The 19,328-nt window shown below is 69.1% G+C and carries 16 protein-coding genes; 7 read left to right on the forward strand and 9 right to left on the reverse strand.

Annotation, left to right across the window (positions count from 1 at the left end; genetic code table 11):
• Window positions 1-32: 32 nt before the first annotated feature.
• The 3 genes from OG558_RS35295 to OG558_RS35305 all read right to left on the reverse strand — a co-directional run bounded on the left by OG558_RS35295 (window position 33) and on the right by OG558_RS35305 (window position 3,282).
• Entirely contained in the window at window positions 33-989 is a 957-nt protein-coding gene (locus tag OG558_RS35295; protein WP_329476838.1) for a tRNA (adenine-N1)-methyltransferase, read from the reverse strand.
• Between the two features lie 256 nt (window positions 990-1,245).
• On the reverse strand, window positions 1,246-2,397 hold the full coding sequence (locus tag OG558_RS35300) for a site-2 protease family protein (protein WP_405066856.1): 1,152 nt from the start codon (window positions 2,395-2,397) through the stop codon (window positions 1,246-1,248).
• Between the two features lie 48 nt (window positions 2,398-2,445).
• A complete protein-coding gene (locus OG558_RS35305) occupies window positions 2,446-3,282 on the reverse strand; it encodes an intradiol ring-cleavage dioxygenase (protein WP_405066857.1) in 837 nt (278 codons plus the stop codon).
• 208 nt (window positions 3,283-3,490) lie between these two features.
• On the opposite strand from OG558_RS35305, the gene OG558_RS35310 reads away from it, so the two are divergent.
• Genes OG558_RS35310 through glpK (OG558_RS35330) form a run of 5 tightly spaced genes read left to right on the forward strand, consistent with a single transcriptional unit; the run spans window position 3,491 to window position 10,076 of the window.
• Window positions 3,491-4,378 carry a RecB family exonuclease gene (locus OG558_RS35310; protein ID WP_405066858.1) on the forward strand — a complete coding sequence of 296 codons (888 nt, stop codon included), beginning with the start codon at window positions 3,491-3,493 and terminating at the stop codon, window positions 4,376-4,378.
• A 49-nt stretch (window positions 4,379-4,427) separates the two neighbouring features.
• Window positions 4,428-5,177, forward strand: coding sequence for an ABC transporter ATP-binding protein (locus tag OG558_RS35315; protein ID WP_405066859.1), 750 nt, complete (start codon window positions 4,428-4,430; stop codon window positions 5,175-5,177).
• Window positions 5,177-7,696, forward strand: coding sequence for an ABC transporter permease (locus OG558_RS35320; RefSeq protein WP_405066860.1), 2,520 nt, complete (start codon window positions 5,177-5,179; stop codon window positions 7,694-7,696). Before OG558_RS35315 ends, OG558_RS35320 begins: the two co-directional genes overlap by 1 nt.
• A gap of 46 nt (window positions 7,697-7,742) precedes the next feature.
• Entirely contained in the window at window positions 7,743-8,501 is a 759-nt protein-coding gene (locus tag OG558_RS35325; RefSeq protein WP_405066862.1) for an IclR family transcriptional regulator, read from the forward strand.
• 57 nt (window positions 8,502-8,558) lie between these two features.
• Complete coding sequence (glpK, locus tag OG558_RS35330; protein WP_329476823.1) at window positions 8,559-10,076, forward strand: glycerol kinase GlpK; 1,518 nt, start codon at window positions 8,559-8,561, stop codon at window positions 10,074-10,076.
• On the opposite strand, the gene OG558_RS35335 is transcribed toward glpK (OG558_RS35330), so the two are convergent.
• The 4 genes from OG558_RS35335 to OG558_RS35350 all read right to left on the reverse strand — a co-directional run bounded on the left by OG558_RS35335 (window position 10,077) and on the right by OG558_RS35350 (window position 14,984).
• On the reverse strand, window positions 10,077-11,789 hold the full coding sequence (locus OG558_RS35335) for a glycerol-3-phosphate dehydrogenase/oxidase (RefSeq protein WP_329476821.1): 1,713 nt from the start codon (window positions 11,787-11,789) through the stop codon (window positions 10,077-10,079).
• A 46-nt stretch (window positions 11,790-11,835) separates the two neighbouring features.
• On the reverse strand, window positions 11,836-13,353 hold the full coding sequence (gene glpK / locus OG558_RS35340) for a glycerol kinase GlpK (RefSeq protein WP_405066863.1): 1,518 nt from the start codon (window positions 13,351-13,353) through the stop codon (window positions 11,836-11,838).
• Window positions 13,354-13,392: 39 nt separating this feature from the next.
• Window positions 13,393-14,229 carry an MIP/aquaporin family protein gene (locus tag OG558_RS35345; RefSeq protein ID WP_405066865.1) on the reverse strand — a complete coding sequence of 279 codons (837 nt, stop codon included), beginning with the start codon at window positions 14,227-14,229 and terminating at the stop codon, window positions 13,393-13,395.
• Between the two features lie 134 nt (window positions 14,230-14,363).
• Window positions 14,364-14,984 (reverse strand): VOC family protein, encoded by a 621-nt coding sequence (locus tag OG558_RS35350; protein WP_405066866.1) that lies wholly within the window; start codon window positions 14,982-14,984, stop codon window positions 14,364-14,366.
• A 104-nt stretch (window positions 14,985-15,088) separates the two neighbouring features.
• On the opposite strand from OG558_RS35350, the gene OG558_RS35355 reads away from it, so the two are divergent.
• Both OG558_RS35355 and OG558_RS35360 read left to right on the forward strand, forming a co-directional pair.
• Window positions 15,089-16,381 carry an alpha/beta hydrolase gene (locus OG558_RS35355; protein WP_405066867.1) on the forward strand — a complete coding sequence of 431 codons (1,293 nt, stop codon included), beginning with the start codon at window positions 15,089-15,091 and terminating at the stop codon, window positions 16,379-16,381.
• A complete protein-coding gene (locus OG558_RS35360; protein WP_405066868.1) occupies window positions 16,381-17,193 on the forward strand; it encodes an SGNH/GDSL hydrolase family protein in 813 nt (270 codons plus the stop codon). The genes OG558_RS35355 and OG558_RS35360 overlap by 1 nt, the downstream gene beginning before the upstream one ends.
• Before the next feature lie 2 nt (window positions 17,194-17,195).
• Here OG558_RS35360 and OG558_RS35365 read toward each other — a convergent pair whose 3' ends face one another.
• Together OG558_RS35365 and OG558_RS35370 are read right to left on the reverse strand one after the other, a co-directional pair.
• A complete protein-coding gene (locus tag OG558_RS35365) occupies window positions 17,196-18,281 on the reverse strand; it encodes an ABC transporter ATP-binding protein (RefSeq protein WP_405066869.1) in 1,086 nt (361 codons plus the stop codon).
• Between the two features lie 14 nt (window positions 18,282-18,295).
• Entirely contained in the window at window positions 18,296-19,324 is a 1,029-nt protein-coding gene (locus tag OG558_RS35370; RefSeq protein ID WP_405072259.1) for an ABC transporter ATP-binding protein, read from the reverse strand.
• Window positions 19,325-19,328 lie beyond the last annotated feature (4 nt).

Here is a 19,328-nt window from a genome sequence, read left to right on the forward strand (position 1 = left end):
CCAGAAAACCTCGCCGGGCAAGCTGTATCCCATCACGTGTCGGTTGCGGATGAATCAGTTGCCTTCGGCATGTCGTCGGATGTCTCGGCACGGCGCGGCCCCACGTAGTCGTCGCCGTATGCGCCTGGTGCGGGCCGGCGCTTCTTGCGGGGTGCCTGCACCCCGTGCGCCATCCGCCTAGCGGTGACCAGAAAAGCTGTGTGACCTTGCATTCGGTGTCCCGGGCGGACCGCGAGACCCTCTACATGCCAGTCTCGCACGAGCGACTCCCAGGCGCGCGGCTCCGTGAACTCACCGTGTGCCCTCAGCGTCTCCACAAACCGGCTCAGCTGCGTCGTGGTGGCCACATAGGCACACAGCACGCCACCGGGTGAAAGCGCCTCAGCGGCGGCGTCAACGCACTCCCAGGGGGCCAGCATGTCCAGGACGATGCGGTCCACGTCCTGCTCGTTCAGCTTCTCGACCAGGTCGCCGACCTCGAGCCGCCAGGCCGGGTGCTCGCCGCCGAAGAAACCGGTCACGTTCTTCCGGGCGACCTCGGCGAAGTCCTCCCGCCGCTCGAACGAGACGACCTGCCCGTGGATCCCGACCGCCCGCAGCAGCGCCGTGGTCAGCGCGCCGGAGCCGGCCCCGGCCTCGACCACCTTCGCGCCCGGGAAGATGTCGGCCATCGTCACGATCTGCGCGGTGTCCTTCGGATAGATCACCGCCGCGCCCCGGGGCATCGACACCGAGTAGTCGGCCATCAACGGCCGCAACGCCAGGTACTCGACGCCGCCCTTGGACCTGATCACGACCGCGTCCGGCCCGTCGATCAGGTCGTCGTGCGCGATCCCGCCCTTGGTGGTGTGGAAGATCTTCCCGCGCTCCAGGAACACCGAGTGCCGCCGGTTCTTGGAGTCCTGCAGGGTGATCCACTCCCCCGCCTGCAAGGGGCCGTGATGGACCCCGGAGAACGCCTGGTCGGGAAAGTCGCGCAAGTCAGCCATAAGGCGCTCACCTTAACTTTGAGTCACCCCGATCCCCGAATCCCACCACCACCCACGCCGCCCCTCGCCACAACCCTCCGCCTCGGTGGATATCCACTGACTTGGAGGGTTGCCCACTCAGATTCTCAGGGGGCAACCCTCCACCTCGGTGGTTATCCCCTGAGCTAGAGGGTTCGCCGAGCGGACGGGGTGGGCGCGGCGAGGTGGAGTGGAGGCGGCGGGGTAGGCCGGGGTGGGGTGGGGTGGGGTGGGGAATTCAGCGGCCGCGGAACGCGCGTTCGATGTCGGCGGTCGCGAGTACGCCGTACACGGCGCCGGTGGCGTCCAGGACCAGGTACTCCGAGGCGGGGTGCTCGCGGACGGTGGCGAGGATCTCCTCGCCGGTGTCGTTGATGCCGATGATGTGGCCCGCGCCGATGCGCGTCGCGACCTCGCTCACGGTGGTCCACGGGCGCTGGTTCGGTGCCACGGCGGTCACCGCGGACTCGGACACCAGCGCGTGCGGCTTGCCGTCGCCGTCGATGACCACGACCGCTCCGGCCTGCGACGCCCCGGCCAACCGGACCGCTTCGGAGATCGGCGTACCGGAGTGGACCGCGATCGCGCGGCGGGCCAGCGTGCGGACCTGCAGGGCGGGCAGCTTGCGCCGGAGCCGGGCCTGCATCAGCGACGCTGTGGACCCCATCCACAGGAACCATCCGACCAGGGCCGCGATGATGAAGTCGATGAACGACGGCTGCCGGTTCCAGATCTCCTCGATCAGGACGGGGGCCGACAGTACCAGCAACGCGAGCACCCGGCCGGCCCACGCGGCCACGACGGTGCCGGTGTGCATGTTGCCGGTGAACTTCCAGACCGCCGCCCGCAGCACCCAGCCGCCGTCCAGCGGCAGCCCGGGGAGCAGGTTGGTGACGCCGACGATCAGGTTCGCGATGCCGAGCTCCCAGAGCGCGACGTACCCGACGCCCTCGTCGAAAGCGCGGGAGCCGAGGTAGGCGAGCCCGCCGACGATCAGCGAGGCGACCGGGCCGACCACCGAGACGGCGAATTCCTCGAATGGTGACTTCCGCTCGCCCTCGATATGCGTGCCGGCCGCGAAGAAGCCGAGGTTGATCTCGGACACCGGGATGCCGAACCGCATCGCCATCAAGGCGTGCGCCAGCTCGTGCACCAGGATCGACAGTGTGAACGCGACCACGAACGCGAACGCGGCCAGATAGCGCCAGCCGCCCAGATCCGGGAACTGCTGCCCGATGATGGCGGCGAACCCGATCGCCAGCAGCATCGCCACCGGCAGCCAGGTGAACCGCATGGTCAGCCGGATGCCGCGGACACGACCGATCACCCAGGTTCCCGGTGGTGGGCCGGCCGGCTGGGCGGGGTTCTGGGGATCGCGCGGTTCTGGCATCGACCCAACGCTACTTGTCCGGCGGTAACACCACGCTACATACCCACCTCACACGCCGACGCCGAGCGTGGCGACGTACCCCTCGGTCGCGTTTCCGGTGACCGTCGCGAGCTGATGTACGCCGCCGTCGTCGCCGAACACGTTGTCGTTCTCCAGGGATGTCCGGGCCAGGTTCTGGGCGCTGCCGTCGTAGCCGTCGGTGGCGTAGACCGTGTCGCACGCGTCCTTGGGCAGGGCGAGTTGGGAGGTTCTGGTGATCTTCCCGGCCGCGGTCGCGTCGTTCAGGCTCGAGTAGACCTCGAAGTGGATGTGCGGCCAGCGGCCCATGTACGCCGCCGGGAAGATCGTGGTGAAGGTGACCTTGCCGGTGGAGTCCGCGGCCTGGACGCCGCGGAGATAGTTCTCGTCGGTGGCGCCGTCGGAGTAGAGCGAGTAGCGGCCCTGGGCGTCGCAGTGCCAGAGGTAGACGGCCGCGCCGTTCAGCGGGGTGTCCTTGTCCGCGTCGAGGATGGTGAGCTCGACAGTCAGGGGTACGCCGCTCGCCACGCCGGATGCGGATCCGAAGGACTTGGTGATATCGCTGCGGACGATGCCGGACTCGGTCAGCACGTTCGGTCCGTTGGAGCCGTCAGCCGGATACGGCCCACCGGTCTCTTGCGGGATCTCGTCGACGTCCGTCGCACCGGAGGTGGTGGACGCCGTCGGCGAGGTCGAGGCAGCGGTCGGATCGGCTGTGACCGAGCCGGTGTCGTCCGCCGAGCAGCCGGCCACCGCAGCAAGGCCGGCGCCCGCGAAGAGGCCGAGGAAGCGTCGACGATGCAGCGTGCCCAGGTCGTACTCCAGCCCCAGGTCGTGTTCACGGGGTGGTTTCGGTGGCGGCGTCATGGGACCAGCCTGGCAACTGGAGCCGATGGTCGGCCGAAAGTCCGCTGGGAGTTCGCTGTGAACAGGTTTTCCACAGACCCGGGTGGTGCGCACGCGAAGTGTCCATGGACTCGCCTAGGGTCTTGGGTATGAGCGAGCGGAGCGAGGTCATCATCAGGCACAGCGCGTCTTGTGCCTCAGCCGCGCCCGGAGCGAAGCGAGGACGTGGATGAGTTCTGCAGCCGAAGTCGATGTGCATGGGCATCCCCGTGGGGCGTTGTCGCCGTCCCGGGCCGCGGACTTCATGAGCTGCCCGCTGAAGTATCGCTTCCGCGTCATCGACCGGCTGCCCGAGAAGCCGTCGTCCGCCGCGGTCCGGGGCACCGTCGTGCACGGTGTGCTGGAGCGTTTGTTCGACCTGCCGCGCGGTCAGCGGACGCTGGAGCACGCGGCCGAGATGCTCGAGCCGCAGTGGCAGCACGTCCTGGAGATGGAGCCGGAGGTCGCGGAGCTGTTCGCCGAGGACGCGAGCGGCGAGGAGCTGGCCAAGTGGCTGGCCGAGGCGCACCAGCTGCTCGGGAAGTACTTCACCCTCGAGGACCCGAATGCTCTCGAGCCGGCCGAGCGGGAGCTGTACGTCGAGACCGCGCTGGAGTCCGGCCTGGTCCTGCGCGGGTACGTCGACCGCCTGGATGTCGCTCCGACCGGTGAGATCCGCGTGGTCGACTACAAGACCGGCCGGTCGCCGTCGGAGTTCTTCGAGGCCAAGGCTCTGTTCCAGATGAAGTTCTACGCGCTGGTGCTCTGGCGGCTGCGCGGCGTGGTGCCCGCGATGCTCCAGCTCGTCTACCTCGGCAACGGCGAGATCGTTCGCTACGTCCCCGACGAGGCCGACCTCCGCGCCTGCGAACGCAAGATCTCGGCCCTGTGGACGGCGATCACCCGCGCCCTCGAGTCAGGCGACTGGCGCCCGAGCCCCGGCCCGCTCTGCGACTGGTGCGACCACAAGGCCCTCTGCCCCGCCTGGGGCGGCACACCCCCTCCCCTCCCGACCCGCTCGGTGGAGGAGGTAGCGGCCGAATCCGCCGGGGTGGATCTGGTCGGCGTCGACGGCTGAGGCCAGCCACCCGCCCCCGGAGGAACCCTGGGTGGATAGCGTTCGTCGCATGAGTGTGCTTGACACGGCTGCGGTGCGTGCTGTCGGAGTGTGGAAGCGGTACGGCGGCGGCCAGACGCAGGTCGACGCGCTCGCGGACGTGAGTGCCGACTTCGGGAAGGGCCGGTTCACCGCGATCATGGGGCCCTCTGGGTCCGGGAAGTCGACCCTGCTGCATTGCCTCGCCGGCCTGGACAAGCCGACCGACGGACAGATCTTCCTCGGCGACGTCGACCTCACCCGGATGCCCGAGAAGCAGCTCACCCACCTGCGCCGGGACCGGATCGGATTCGTGTTCCAGGCGTTCAACCTGGTCCCGACCCTGACCGCGCTCGAGAACATCACGCTCCCCGTCGACCTGGCCGGCCGCAAGCCGGACCAGGACTGGCTCACCACCGTGATCGACACCATCGGCCTGACCGACCGCCTCGGGCACAAACCGTCCGAGTTGTCCGGCGGCCAGCAGCAGCGGGTGGCGTGTGCTCGGGCGCTCGTCTCCCGGCCGGACGTGGTGTTCGCCGACGAGCCGACCGGGAACCTCGATTCGCGCTCGTCGGCCGACGTACTCGGCTTCCTGCATCGGTCCGTCCGTGACTTCGGTCAGACCGTCGTCATGGTCACCCACGACCCGACCGCGGCCTCGTACGCCGACCGCGTGCTGTTCCTGGCCGACGGCAGGCTCGAGTCCGAGCTGCTCGACCCGACCGCCGAAACCGTGCTCGACACGATGAAGACGCTCGACCCCGCGGTGGCCGGCTGATGCTGAAGCTCGGCCTGCGCTCGGTCCTCGCGCACCGGCTCCGCTTCGTGCTGTGCACGGTCGCGGTCCTGCTCGGCGTCGCGTTCGCCGGCGGTGCGATGGTCTTCACCGACACCCTCTCCGCAGCTCTGAAGAAGAACTTCACCACCAGTACGGCGGACATCACCGTCACGCCCGTCACGCCGATCGACGCCGGGACCGACCGGCCCGCGACCTTCCTCTCCACACTGGTCGAGCGCGTCGCCGCCGTACCCGGTGTCGCGAGTGCGAACCCGCAGCTCCTGGTCAGCGGCGTACAGATCCTCGGCCCGGACGGGAAGCCGATGGAGACGTACGGCCTGCCCAGCTTCGGCTCCGCGTGGCCGCGGGACTCCCGGACCGCACAGTTCAAACTCCTCGAAGGCGACCTGCCCTGGGGCGTGGGCCAACTCGGCCTCGACCGGTCGACCGCGACCCGCCTGGGCTACGACCTGGGCGACCAGGTCCGGATCGTCACCCCGACCAGGGCCGTGACCGCCAAGCTCACCGCGATCACCACGCCCGGTCTGGCCGGGATCTCGGCCGGCGCACCGCTCGTCACCTTCGATGCCGTCACCGCGCAGCTGTTCCTGCTCGGCGAGCCGGGCTGGACGTCGATCAGCGTGGCCGTCCAATCCGGCGCCGATCCCGGCACCGTGCGCAACGCGATCGCGCAGACCACCGGCGACTCGGTCAAGGTCCGCACCGCCGCCCAGGTCACCGTCGATGGCCAGAACGACCTGGACAACACGTTCGGCGGCCTCAGCACCGTGCTGATGCTGTTCGCCGGCCTCGCACTGTTCGTGGGGACGTTCCTGATCGTCAACACGTTCGCGATGGTGGTCGCGCAGCGATCCCGCGAGCTGGCGATGCTCCGGGCGATCGGCGCGTCCCGCGGCCAGGTCACCGGCACGGTCCTGGCCGAGGCGCTCGTCATCGGCGTGATCGGTTCGACCCTCGGTCTGCTCGTCGGCATCGGTGTGGCGGCGGGCATCCGGTTCTTCTACCAGCACCTCGACATCCAGATCCCGACCGCGCCGATGCAGGTCAGCGCCGCCACCGTGATCACGTGCTACCTGATCGGCATCGGTGTCACGATCGCGTCGGCGTACCCGGCGGCGCGCCGGGCAGGCAAGCTCCCGCCGGTCGCCGCGATGCGTGACGACGTGACGCTGCCGGAGCGCTCGCTGCTGGCGCGCGTCCTCATCGGCGCGTTCATGCTGCTCATGGCCGTGACGCTGTACCTGATCGGGCTGAGCGCCGGTGCTCTCCCCGGCGCCGTCCTGATCGGGTTCGGGGCCGCGATCACCGTGCTCGGCGTCGTCATGGTGAGCCCGCTGATCAGCAGGTACGTCGTTCGCGCCCTGATGTGGCCGTTCGGGCGCAAGGCCCCGGTGACCCTGGGGCGCCGCAACGCCGAGCGGAACCCACGGCGGACCTCGGCCACGGCGTCCGCCCTGATGATCTCGGTCGCGCTGATCAGCGGCCTGCTGGTGATCGCCGCGTCGGCGAAGGCGTCGATCGACAAGAACATCGCCGACGAGCTCGGTACGGCGGAGCTCGTCATCACCTCCGACGGCCCGGCCAGCTTCAGCCCGCAGGTCGCCGACCGGGTCTCGAAGGTCTCCGGCGTCCAGTCGGTGCATCAGCTCCGGCAGCAGGCCGGGCAGGTCGGTGACTCCGCGGTGCAGGTCAGCGGTGTCAGCGATGGCACCCTCGACGGGTCGATCACCACGAAGTTCGACGCGGGCTCGGCGGCCGGACTGCACGACGGCCAGGCAGTCCTCCCCCGGAATCTGGCGAAGACCCTCGGCCTGAGCGTCGGCAAGACGTTCGACCTCACCACGACGACGGGCAAGCACCGCCTCACCGTCGGCGGGATCCTGGCCCCGAACCGTCAACTGAACGCGATCGTCCTGTCGCTCCCGGCGTACGAGTCCGTCGGCGGCACCGCGAGCGACTCCGTCCTGTACGTCGAAGTTGCCCAGGGCACCCAAGTGGCGCCGGTCGCCGCCCTGATCCTCGGCCGGCTGAAGGACTACCCGTCGATCCAGGTCCGCGATCAGCAGGCGTACGCGGCCGGCGCCCGCGGACCGGTCAACAGCGCGCTGGCCGCGGTCGGCATGCTGCTCGCGCTGGCGATCCTGATCGCGATCCTCGGCATCATCAACACGCTCGCACTCGGCGTGGTCGAGCGGACCCGCGAGATCGGCCTGCTCCGGGCGATCGGCATGGACCGCCCGCAGCTGCGCCGGATGCTCCGGGTCGAGTCGATCGCGATCTCGTTGCTCGGCGCCCTGCTGGGGCTGGCGATCGGGGTGCTGTTCGCGGCGTCCATCCAGTCCGCGATGGTCGACAACGGCCTGAACGTCCGCGACATCCCGGTGCTCCAGCTGGTGGTCGCCGCGCTGGCGGCCGCGGTCGTCGGCGTACTCGCTGCGGTCTGGCCGTCACGGCGTGCAGCGCGTCTGGACGTCCTGCAGGCGATCGCCACGGAGTAGAGGCGACCTACAGCCATACCACTGCCATCGCAGGTAGCCTGCGATTGTGCCGGGCACAGTGCAGTCGATCGAGCGGGCTGCGGCCGTGCTGCGACTGCTCGCCGCCGCGCCCAACGGGCTCGGAGTGGCCGACCTCGGCAACGCGCTCGGGCTGGCGAAGACGACCGTGCACGGCATTCTGCGCACCCTGCACCAGGTCGGCTTCGTCGAACAGGACCACACCGGCGCGCACTACCACCTGAGCGACGCCTTCGGCCGGCTCGGCGAGAGCTACCTGGATCCGAACGAGCTCCGCAGCCGCGCGATCAACTGGGCTGATTCGCTGGCCTCCCGCAGCGGCGAGGTGGTCCGCGTCGGCCGCCTGGTCGAAGGCAAGGTCGTGGTCGTCCATCACGTCTTCCGGCCGGACGACAGCGACCAGGACCTCGACGTCGGTACGACGCTCCCGCCGCATGCGACCGCTCTCGGCAAGGCCGTGCTGGCGTTCGACACCAGCGGCGCCGCCCGGCCGCACAAGCTGGAGGCGTACACGACCCGGACGATCATCGACCCGGCCCGGCTCGCCGACGAACTGGCTGCGGTCCGGGCCAAGGGCTGGGCCAGCGAGTTCGAGGAATACACCGTCGAGCTGGCCGGCATCGCCGCTCCGATCCGGGGCCTCGGCGGGCTGGTGGTCGGCGCGGTCGGGCTGGCGGGGCGGGTCGAGCGGATCTGCGACAGCCGCCTGCGGCACCGCGCCGACCTGGTCAGCATGGTTCGTGCCACCGCGGAGGCCATCGGTCGTGACCTCCGGGAGGACACTTGACGGGTGGGCCGAGTCGGTCGCGGAGAACCGGCCGGCGGGTGATCGGGGGTTGGGCAGATGGCTGAGCAATACGTGGCCGCGGTGGATCAGGGGACGAACTCGACGCGGTGCATCCTCTTCGATCGGCGCGGGCGGCTGGTGTCGGTGGCACAGCGGGAGCACCACCAGCTCTTCCCCCGGCCGGGCTGGGTCGAGCACGACGCCGGCGAGATCTGGAACAACGTCACCCGCGTGGTGCCCGCCGCGATCCGGCAGATCGGCGCCTCGCCGGCCCAAATTGTTGCCATCGGCATCGCCAACCAGCGGGAGACCAGTCTGCTCTGGGACCGGATCACCGGCCGGCCGATCGGTCACGCGGTGACCTGGCAGGACACCCGGACGGACCGGCTCGTCACCGAACTGGCCGGCACCGAAGGCCCAGACCGGTTCGCGGATCTGTGTGGTCTCCCGTTGACGACGTACTTCTCCGCGCCGCGGATCAAGTGGATGCTCGACCACACACCCGGTCTACGGCAACGCGCCGAGCGCGGCGAGATCCTCTTCGGCACGATGGAAAGCTGGCTGATCTGGAACTTCACCGGCGGCGCTGCCGGTGGACTGCATGCCACCGACGTGACGAACGCGAGCCGTACGATGCTGATGAACATCGAGACGCTCGAATGGGACGACCGGCTGCTGCAAGCGTTCGACGTACCGCGCGCGATCCTGCCGGAGATCCGCCCGTCGTCCGGGGTCTTCGCGACCGCGACCGAGGTGTTGCCCGGAGTCCGGATCGGCGCGGCCCTCGGTGATCAGCAGGCCGCACTGTTCGGGCAGACCTGCTTCAGTGCCGGTGAGGCGAAGTGCACCTACGGCACCGGCTCATTCCTGCTGCTGCACACCGGGCAGGAGATCGTCCGGTCCAAGCACGGCATGCTGACCACGGTCGCGTACCAGATCGGTGACCACCCGGCGTCGTACGCGCTGGAAGGGTCGATGGCGGTGACCGGCTCACTGGTGCAGTGGTTCCGGGACGGGCTCGGGATGATCCATACCGCGGCCGAGATCGAGACGCTGGCTCGGACGGTCGAGGACAACGGCGGGGCGTACATCGTGCCGGCGTTCTCCGGCCTGTTCGCGCCACACTGGCGGAGCGAGGCGCGCGGGGTGATCGCCGGGCTGACCGGCTACATCACCAAGGGCCATCTCGCCCGCGCGGTGCTGGAGGCGACCGCGTTCCAGACCCTCGAGGTGGTCGACGCGATGAACGCCGACTCCGGGATCGCGCTGACCGCGCTGAAGGTCGACGGTGGGATGACGGCCAATAACCTGCTGATGCAGTTCCAGGCCGATCTGCTCGACGTACGCGTGGTGCGCCCGATGGTGACCGAGACCGTCTCGCTCGGCGCGGCGTACGCCGCTGGCCTGGCGGTCGGCTACTGGCCCGACCTCGAGGGGCTCCGCAGCAACTGGCACCGCGCCGGCCAGTGGCTGCCGCACATGGATCCCGCCCGCCGGGAGACCGAGTACACGAACTGGAAATCCGCCGTCCAGCGCACCTTCAACTGGATCCGCCCGGAGGACCAGAGCCTGTAGTCAGGCCGGCGACACGATGTCGGGCGCCTCGAGGCGGACCTTGTCGGCGGACTCGTCGTCGGGCTGCTCCTGGGAGTCGCGCTCGGACTGGACCCGGCGGAGGTAGACCGAGACCTCGCGCTCGATCGCCGCCTCGTCCCAGCCGAGGGTCGGGGCGATCAGGCGGGCCGCGGCCTCGGCGGCGCCGACCCCACGGTCCCAGGCCTCGATCGAGATCCGGGTCCGGCGGGCCAGGATGTCGTCGAGATGGCGCGCGCCTTCGGCCTTGGCGCCGTACACGATCTCGGCCTTCAGGTAGTCCTGCGTGCCGGGCAGCTGCTCACCGAGCGTCGGGTCCTCCTCGACCAGCGCGAGGACCTCGTCGATCATCGCGCCGTACCGGTTCAGCAGGTGCTCGATCCGGGCCACGTGCAGGCCGGAGCGCTGCGCGATCAGGTGCCGCTGGTTCCACAGCGCGTGGTAGCCGTCGGCGCCGACCAGTGGGGTGGTCTTGGTGACCGACTTGGGCACCCGGCCGTCCAGGGCCGCCGCGGCGGCGTCGATCGCGTCCTTGGCCATCACCCGGTATGTCGTGTACTTGCCGCCGGCAACGACCACCAGACCCGGTGCCGTATGTGCGACGACGTGTTCGCGGGACAGCTTCGACGTGCTCTCCGACTCACCGGCGAGGAGCGGCCGCAACCCGGCGTACACACCCTCGACGTCCTCGCGAGTCAACGGCGTGGTGAGGACCGCGTTGACGTGCTCGAGCAGGTATTCGATGTCCTTGCTGGTCGCGGCCGGGTGGGCCTTGTCCAGGTGCCAGTCGGTGTCGGTGGTGCCGATCAGCCAGTGCCGGCCCCACGGGATGATGAACAGCACGGACTTCTCGGTCCGCAGAATCATCCCGGTGCTGGACTGGATCCGGTCCTTCGGGACGACGAGGTGGATGCCCTTCGAGGCGCGCACGTGGTACTGACCGCGCTCCCCCACCATCGCCTGGGTGTCGTCGGTCCAGACGCCGGTCGCGTTCACGACCTGCTTGGCCCGAACCTCGAACTCGCGGCCGCTCTCCAGGTCCTTGGCCTGCACCCCGGTGACACGCTCGCCCTGCCGGAGGAAGCCGGTGACCTTGACCCGGTTGGCCACGTGAGCGCCGTACGACGCAGCCGTCCGGGCGAGCTCCATCGTGTGCCGGGCGTCGTCGACCTGGGCGTCGTAGTACTGCAATGCGCCGATCAGGGCGGACTTCCGCAGGCTCGGGACCAGCCGCATCGCGCCGCGGCGGGTCAGGTGCCGGTGGAGCGGCAGTCCGGCGCCGAAACCAGAGCTGACGGCCATGCCGTCGTACAGGGCCACGCCGGCGCCGGCGTAGAACCGCTCCCACCACCGGTGCTGGAGCGGGTAGAGGAACGGCACCGGCTTCACCAGATGCGGTGCCAGGCGTTGCAGGAGCAGACCACGCTCCTGCAACGCCTCGTGTACCAGCCGGAAGTCGAGCATCTCCAGGTAGCGCAGGCCACCGTGGACGAGCTTGCTGGACCGGCTGGAGGTTCCGCTCGCGAAGTCGCGCGCCTCCAGCAGTCCAGTGGTCAGGCCTCGGGTCGCGGCGTCCAGCGCTGACCCGGTGCCGACCACCCCGCCACCGATCACCAGGACGTCCAGTTCCCGTCCGTCGGCCATCGCGTCGATCGCTTCGGCCCTCGCTTGCGGTGACAGAGCCACTACGCCCACTGTGCTGTTCCTTCCGATTCCGTTACCTACTGCGGATACCGCCTGATCAGCCGACGTCGACCCAGTCAAGTGTGCGCTGGACCGCCTTCTGCCAGCCGGCGTACCCCTTGGCCCGCTGTTCGTCGTTCCACTGCGGCTCCCACCGCTTGTCCTCGTTCCAGTTCTGGACGAGCTCTTCCTTGTTCTTCCAGAAGCCGACCGCCAGGCCGGCCGCGTACGCCGCCCCGAGTGCCGTGGTCTCCGCCACGACCGGCTTGCTCACCGCCACACCCAGGATGTCGGCCTGCATCTGCATGCAGAGCTCGTTGGCGGTGATGCCACCGTCCACCTTGAGCACGTCCAGCTTGACGCCGGAGTCCTTCTCCATCGCGTCCGAGACGTCCTTGCTCTGGTAGCAGATCGCTTCCAGTGTTGCTCGGGCCAGGTGGGCGTTGGTGTTGAACCGGGACAGTCCGACGATCGCACCGCGGGCGTCGGAGCGCCAGTACGGCGCGAACAGGCCGGAGAACGCGGGCACGAAGTACACGCCACCGTTGTCCGCGACCTGCCGGGCCAGCGTCTCGGTCTCCGCCGCGCCGGAGATGATGCCGAGCTGGTCCCGCAGCCACTGGACGGCCGACCCGGTCACCGCGATCGAGCCCTCCAGCGCATAGACCGGCGCCTCGTCGCCGAACTTGTAGCACATCGTGGTGAGCAGGCCCGCCTTCGACCGGACCAGCTCGGTGCCGGTGTTCAGCAGCATGAAGTTGCCGGTGCCGTAGGTGTTCTTCGCCTCGCCCGGGTTGAAGCAGACCTGGCCGACGGTCGCCGCCTGCTGGTCGCCGAGGTCGCCGGTCAGCGGCACCACGCCTCCCAGCGGGCCGTTCGCGAGGGTCTCGCCGTACTTGTTCGGGTCCGACGACGGCCGGATCTCGGGCAGCATCTGGCGCGGGATGTTGAAGAACGAGATCAGCTCGTCGTCCCAGTCGAGCGTCTCCAGGTTCATCAGCATCGTGCGGCTGGCGTTCGTGACATCGGTGATATGGACGCCGCCCTCGGTGCCGCCGGTCAGGTTCCACAGCACCCACGTGTCGGTGTTGCCGAAGACGGCGTCACCGGCCTCGGCGGCCGCGCGGACCCCGTCGACATTCTCGAGGATCCATTGGATCTTGCCGGCCGAGAAGTACGTCGCCGGCGGCAAACCGGCCTTCTGCCGGATCACGTCGCCCTTGCCTTCACGGTCCAGCGCGGAGGCGATCCGGTCGGTCCGGGTGTCCTGCCAGACGATCGCGTTGTAGTAGGGCCGCCCGGTCTTGCGGTTCCAGACCACCGCGGTCTCGCGCTGGTTGGTGATGCCGACCGCCGCCAGGTCGCTGGCCTGCAGCCCCTGCGCGTTCATCGCGGTCCGGATGACCGAGCTGGTCCGCTCCCAGATCTCCACCGGGTTGTGCTCGACCCAGCCGGCCTGCGGCAGGATCTGGTCGTGCTCCAGCTGGTGGATACCCACCTCGTTGCCGGAGTGGTCGAAGATCATGAATCGGGTGCTCGTGGTGCCTTGATCGACGGCACCGACGAAGTCAGCCATGGAAAGTCCTCTCCTCACACTGCTCTGTGGCGCGATGCGTCATGCTGCGGTCTCCTCGTCGGGTACCCGGCCCGGCTCCTCGTCGACGTCACCGACCGGCAGGTTCCGGCCGACCAGCAGGTCGTAGAGGAGTGCGCCGATGAGCCCGCCGATGATCGGTCCCACGATCGGGACCCAGAAATAGAGGTCTCCGAACTGGTCCTTGAAGGCTCCTCCGTATCCGGTCAGGTAGGAGGCCAGTCGCGGCCCGAAGTCACGCGCCGGGTTGATCGCGTAACCCGCCAGCGTGCCCCAGGCCATTCCGATGCCGACGACCAGCAGGCCGATCAGGAACGGGCCCAGGTTCGCTGCGGGGGCGGTGTTGCGCAGGTCGACGATGGCCAGGATGACCATCATGAGGATCGCGGTGCCGATGATCTGGTCGAGGAAACCGCCCCACACGCCGACGCCGAGATCCGTCCGGCCGTTGCCCGGCAGGGTCGAGAACACGCCCTGACTCTTGATGGTCAGGCCAGGGTCGAACTTCTCCAGAACGGCGTTGTAGTTCCAGCGGACCACCAGAGCCGCCACGAACGCGCCGAGGAACTGCGCACCGATGTACGGAAGCACCTTCCGCCAGGCGAACCCGCGGAACGCCGCCAGGGCGATCGTGACCGCGGGATTGATGTGGGCGCCGCTGATCCGGGCCGACACGTACACGCCCATGGTCACGCCGATACCCCAGGCCCATGCGATCGAGTCGTGATTCCCGATACCACCTGCCACCACTTGGGCCACCACGCCCACACCGAACAGGATCAGGATGAACGTTCCCGCGAACTCCGAGGAACACTCAGCCAGAAGGGTTCGTGCTTTGACCGCTTCGGTCGTAGCCATACCGAGCCTCCCTTCCACGCCGTGACGACCACGGCTGTCCGGAATCTAGGAGCGATCGCGAGGCGGCACAACGCCCGTCGTTCGACATTGTCGAACGCCGCGCCCCAGGCCCCCGACTGCGACACACGGTGACCTCACAGGAGCACGCAGGTACCTCCCGGCCCGGCGACAACGGCTCGCAAACCCGCCGCGCCGGCCACCACTGGCAAGCTGACATCGCAGGCGTCCAGTACGGCGCTCACCTCGTCCGCGCGTGGGTGCGTGGCTTCGAACTCGACCAGATCGGCAGTCGGTAACCCGGAGGCGGCGGGATGCCGGCTCGTGCCCCAATCGATCAGGAACGGCACGATCCCGTCGTACGGCGCCGGGTACACCGTCGCGAGCCGCCAGCTCAGCACCTCACCGTCGGGCGTCGTCCGCGACATCGGCAGGATCGGCCCGAGATCCGCCCCGGCCGCCCGCGCCGCGACAGCGGCGGACTCGATGTCGTCCGGCCGCACAGCCCAGGTCACCAGCCGCGCTCCGACCAGCTCGTCGATCCCGAACGGCGCCGGCCGGCTCGCCGGGCGCTCCAGGTCTGGCCCGATGATCTCGAGGTACGCCGTAGGTCCCAGACCAACCAGATAGTTCCGAGTGCCACGTCCGTCATGACGCCCGCCCTCAGCCGGCTGAACCCCAGTCGCCTCGGCGAACCAGGCGATGGTCCCGGCCAGATCGCGAGTAGCAAACACCAGATGATCAAGGGGATGCCCCATGCTTGAACGGTAACCGTCTCCAGCCGCAGATCTGACTTCATGCCAACCGGCTCGGCTTGGTCGGCGTCTGTGGTTTGGGGCTGCTCGGCTTCTGGAGGGGTTGGATGAACGTGTCGCTGCTCGGGGGCTGGTTGCCGGCGATGCTGGATGTCGTGGCCGTTGCTGCCCTAGTGGTCGCGGTGGGGTGGCGAGATCGGCAGTGGCGCGTACGGGCGGTGCCGATGATCGTCGGTGGGGCGACGTTCGGGACGCTGATCGCCGCGTATCCGGCGGCACGATTGCTTGGCGTCACCGACCCGCTGCCGTTCCACGTCTGGCTCTGGTTCGGGGCCGCGCTGGCGGCGTTGATCGTGCTGGCGGCAGGGTGGCGGAGCGCGCGCTGGTGGCGACGCGGGACGGCGGTCGTGGCGATCGCGCTCGCGACGCTGGTCTTCGCGAACCAGATCAACCAGTTCGTCGGCTACTACCCGACCATCTCCGCGGCGGTGAACGACTGGACCCACACCCCGCTGCCCGGTCAGGAATCGATGTCCGGGCTGGCACACGACGCCGGTACGGCGAAACTCCCGCCGGCCGGTCGATTGGTCGCGGTGAACATCCCACCGGCGTACAGCGGCTTCCGGCACCGGCAGGAGCTGGTCTACCTGCCGCCGATCTGGTTCCGCGGCCGTCACCGCCCGGCGCTGCCGGTGGTGGAGCTCATCGGCGGCGAGCGCGGTGGTCCGGGTGACTGGGTCCGGCTCGGCAACGCCGTACAGACGTCGGACGACTACGCCCGCCGCCACCACGGGTACGCGCCGATCCTCGTCTTCGCCGATTCGATCGCGAGGTTCAGCAACGACACCGAGTGCGTGAACGGCCCGCGGGGCAACTCCGCCGACCATCTCTACCAGGACATCCCGCAGTTCATCGAGCACACCTTCGACGCGTCCCGGAATCCGGCGCAGTGGGCCGTCGCCGGATTCTCGATGGGCGGCACCTGCGCCCTCGACCTGGTCGTCGAGCACCCGTCGACCTTCACCCACTTCGTCGACATCTCCGGCGACCTGGCCCCGAACAGCGGCGACCCGGCCCAGACCCTCGCCGATCTGTACGGCGGGAACGTCGCCGCCGAGCAGGCGAACGAACCGCTCCTGGTCATGCCTGCCCACGGCCGGTACCGCGGCGTGAGCGGCCTGTTCCTCACCAGCACCGCCGAGCCCCGGCACCAGCACGAGGCTGAGGAGCTCTCCCAGGCCGCGGCCAAGGTGGACATCTGGTCCCAGGTCGAGGTCTTTCCCGGCAGCCACGTCTGGCAGTTCGCCGGTCCCGCGTTCGCGACCGCCTACCCTTGGTTGGTCAACCAGCTCGCCGCCGTCACGGCGCACCGTGAAGCGAGGTCCTCGAAACCGGCGTGATGCCCAGACTGCGACGGTTCATCACCGCGCTGCTTCTCATCGCATTCGTCGCCATCCTGGCCGGCGGCGGCGTGGTGAGCGCCGCACCACGGCCACCGGTCCCACCGGTCCCACCGGTCCCACCGGTTCCTCCGGTCGCTCAGCTCCACGTCGTCGCGCTCGGCGACTCGGTCACCTCAGGCACGGCCTGCAGCTGCGCGGCCTTCCCCAGCATGTACGGCGACCTTCTGCACACCCGGACCGGCGACACCGTCACCGTCGACAACCTCGGCGCGGGCGGCCTCGACAGCATCGGTCTGCTCCGGCGGCTCGACCAGCCCAACTCCCCCACGGAGCAAGCGATCTCCGTCGCCGACATCGTGCTGCTCACCATCGGCGCGAACGACTTCGGCGACCACCACGACGACGTCACCGCCGGCCGCTGCACCGACACCGACTGCGTCGCCGACGAGCGCGAACAACTCGCCATCAACCTGCACCGGATCCTCGGCCGCATCCACGCCCTGCGCGGCGGCCGGCCGACCACGATCCTGGCCACCGGCTACTGGAACGTCTTCGAGGACGGCGAGGTCGCCCGCCGTACCTTCCCGGCCACGGGTCGCGCGGCCACCGACCAACTCACCCTCCAGGTCAACGCCGCGATCGCCGGCGCCGCCCAAACGGGCGACGCCACGTACGTCGACATCTACACGCCCTTCGAGCGCAATGCCGCCGACGTCACAACCCTGCTGGCCCCTGACGGCGACCACCCCAACGCCGCCGGCCACGCCCTGATCGCGCGGCTACTCCTCGAGGCGACGCCCAGCCACTGACCTCAGCTGTCCTGTGTGTCCGGGCTCGGGGCCGGAGCCACAGGCTTGTCGGAGGGCTGGTTCTCCGGGAAGTGGCAGGCGGTTTGGTGGCCGGGAGCCAGCTGCAGCAGCGGGGGCTCGGTGGTCTTGCAGATGTCCTGGGCCTTCCAGCAGCGGGTGTGGAAGCGGCAGGCCGGCGGTGGGTTGATCGGGCTGGGGACGTCACCCTGGAGGCGGATGCGGTCCTGCTTGGCCTTGCGCTTGGTGTCGGGGACCGGGACGGCCGACAGCAGCGCGACCGTGTAGGGGTGCATCGGCCTCTCGTACAGGTCGACCCGGTCGGCGAGCTCGACGATCTTGCCGAGGTACATGACCGCGACCCGGTCCGACACGTGCCGTACGACGGACAGGTCGTGAGCGATCATCACGTACGTCAGATCGAACTCTTCCTGCAGGTCCTCCAGCAGGTTCACCACCTGGGCCTGGATCGACACGTCCAGCGCGGACACCGGCTCGTCGGCGACGATCAGCTTCGGGCGGAGGGCGAGCGTACGGGCGATGCCGATGCGCTGGCGCTGACCGCCGGAGAACTCGTGCGGGTACCGGTTGTAGTGCTCCGGGCTCAGGCCGACCAGTTCGAGCAGTTCCTGGACCGCCTTCTTGGTGCCCTGTTCGGTCTTGACATGCTGCAGCTTGTACGGCGCGCCGACGATCTTGCCGACCGTGTGCCGCGGGTTCAGCGAGCCGTACGGGTCCTGGAAGATCATCTGCACGTCTCTCCGCAGCGGCCGCATCTGGCCCTCGCGGAGGTGGCTGATGTCCCGGCCTTCCAAGGTGATCGTGCCCGACGTCGGCTCCAGCAGACGGGTCAGCAGCCGGCCGGTTGTGGTCTTGCCACAACCGGACTCCCCCACCAGCGACAGGGTCTCGCCGCGGGTGACGTTGAACGTCAGACCGTCGACCGCCTGGACGGCGCCGACCTGGCGCTGCAGCACGCCCTTGCGGATCGGGAAGTGCTTCACCAAGCCGCTGACCGACAGCAGTTCCTCGCCGATCTTCGGCTCGACAATGCCCGGGACGGCGGTTGGGTCGGTATTCGCAGTCGTCACAGTCGTCGTCCCGTTCACAGCTTCGGCTTGATGTCGGTCTCCCAGGCTTGCTTGCGCTGCTCCGGGGTGAGATGGCAGGCGACCATGTGACCGTCGCCGATGTCCAGCAGCTCGGGACGCTCGGTCTCGCTGGCGCCGCGGGTCAGGTGCGCGTAGTCGCAGCGCGGGTTGAAGGGGCATCCGCTCGGCACGTTGATCAGGCTCGGCGGCGTGCCCTTGATCGGGATCAGTCGCTCGCTGCGCTCCCGGTCGATGCGGGGCATCGAGCCGAGCAGACCCCACGTGTACGGGTGCTGCGGGCGGTCGAAGATGTCCTCCGCGGTGCTGTACTCGATCGCCCGGCCGGCGTACATCACCTGGATGTCGTCGGCCAGTTCGGCGACCACGCCGAGGTCGTGGGTGATGATGATGACCGCCGAGTTGAACTCGCGCTGCAGGTCCCGGATCAGGTCCAGGATCTGCGCCTGTACGGTCACGTCGAGCGCGGTGGTCGGCTCGTCCGCGATCAGCAGGTCGGGGTCGCAGGACAGCGCCATCGCGATCATCGCCCGCTGCCGCATACCGCCGGAGAACTCGTGCGGGTACGCGTCCACGCGCTTGTCCGGCTGCGGGATGCCGACCCGGTCGAGCATCTCGATCGCGTGCTTGCGCGCGACCTGCTTGCTCACCTGGTTGTGCACCCGGTACGCCTCGATGATCTGGTGCCCGACGGTGTAGAACGGATGCATCGCGGAGAGCGGGTCCTGGAAGATCATCGCCATCCGCTTGCCGCGGAGCTGCCGGACCTCCTCGCGCGTCGACGAGACCAGGTCCTGGCCGTCGAGGAAGATCTCGCCACTGATCTTGGCCGCACCCGGCGGGTTCAGGCCCATGATCGACAGGCTGGTCACACTCTTGCCCGAGCCGGACTCGCCCACGATGCCGAGCGTCTTCCCCCGCTCGAGCTTGAACGAGATCCCGTCGACGGACTTCACGACGCCGTCGTCGGTCGGGAAGTGCACCTTGAGATCCCGGACGTCGAGGAACGCCTCGCCGCGCTCGATGCGC

The sequence above is a fragment of the Kribbella sp. NBC_01510 genome, assembly GCF_045040325.1.
In the GTDB taxonomy this organism is placed as follows: Bacteria; Actinomycetota; Actinomycetes; order Propionibacteriales; family Kribbellaceae; genus Kribbella.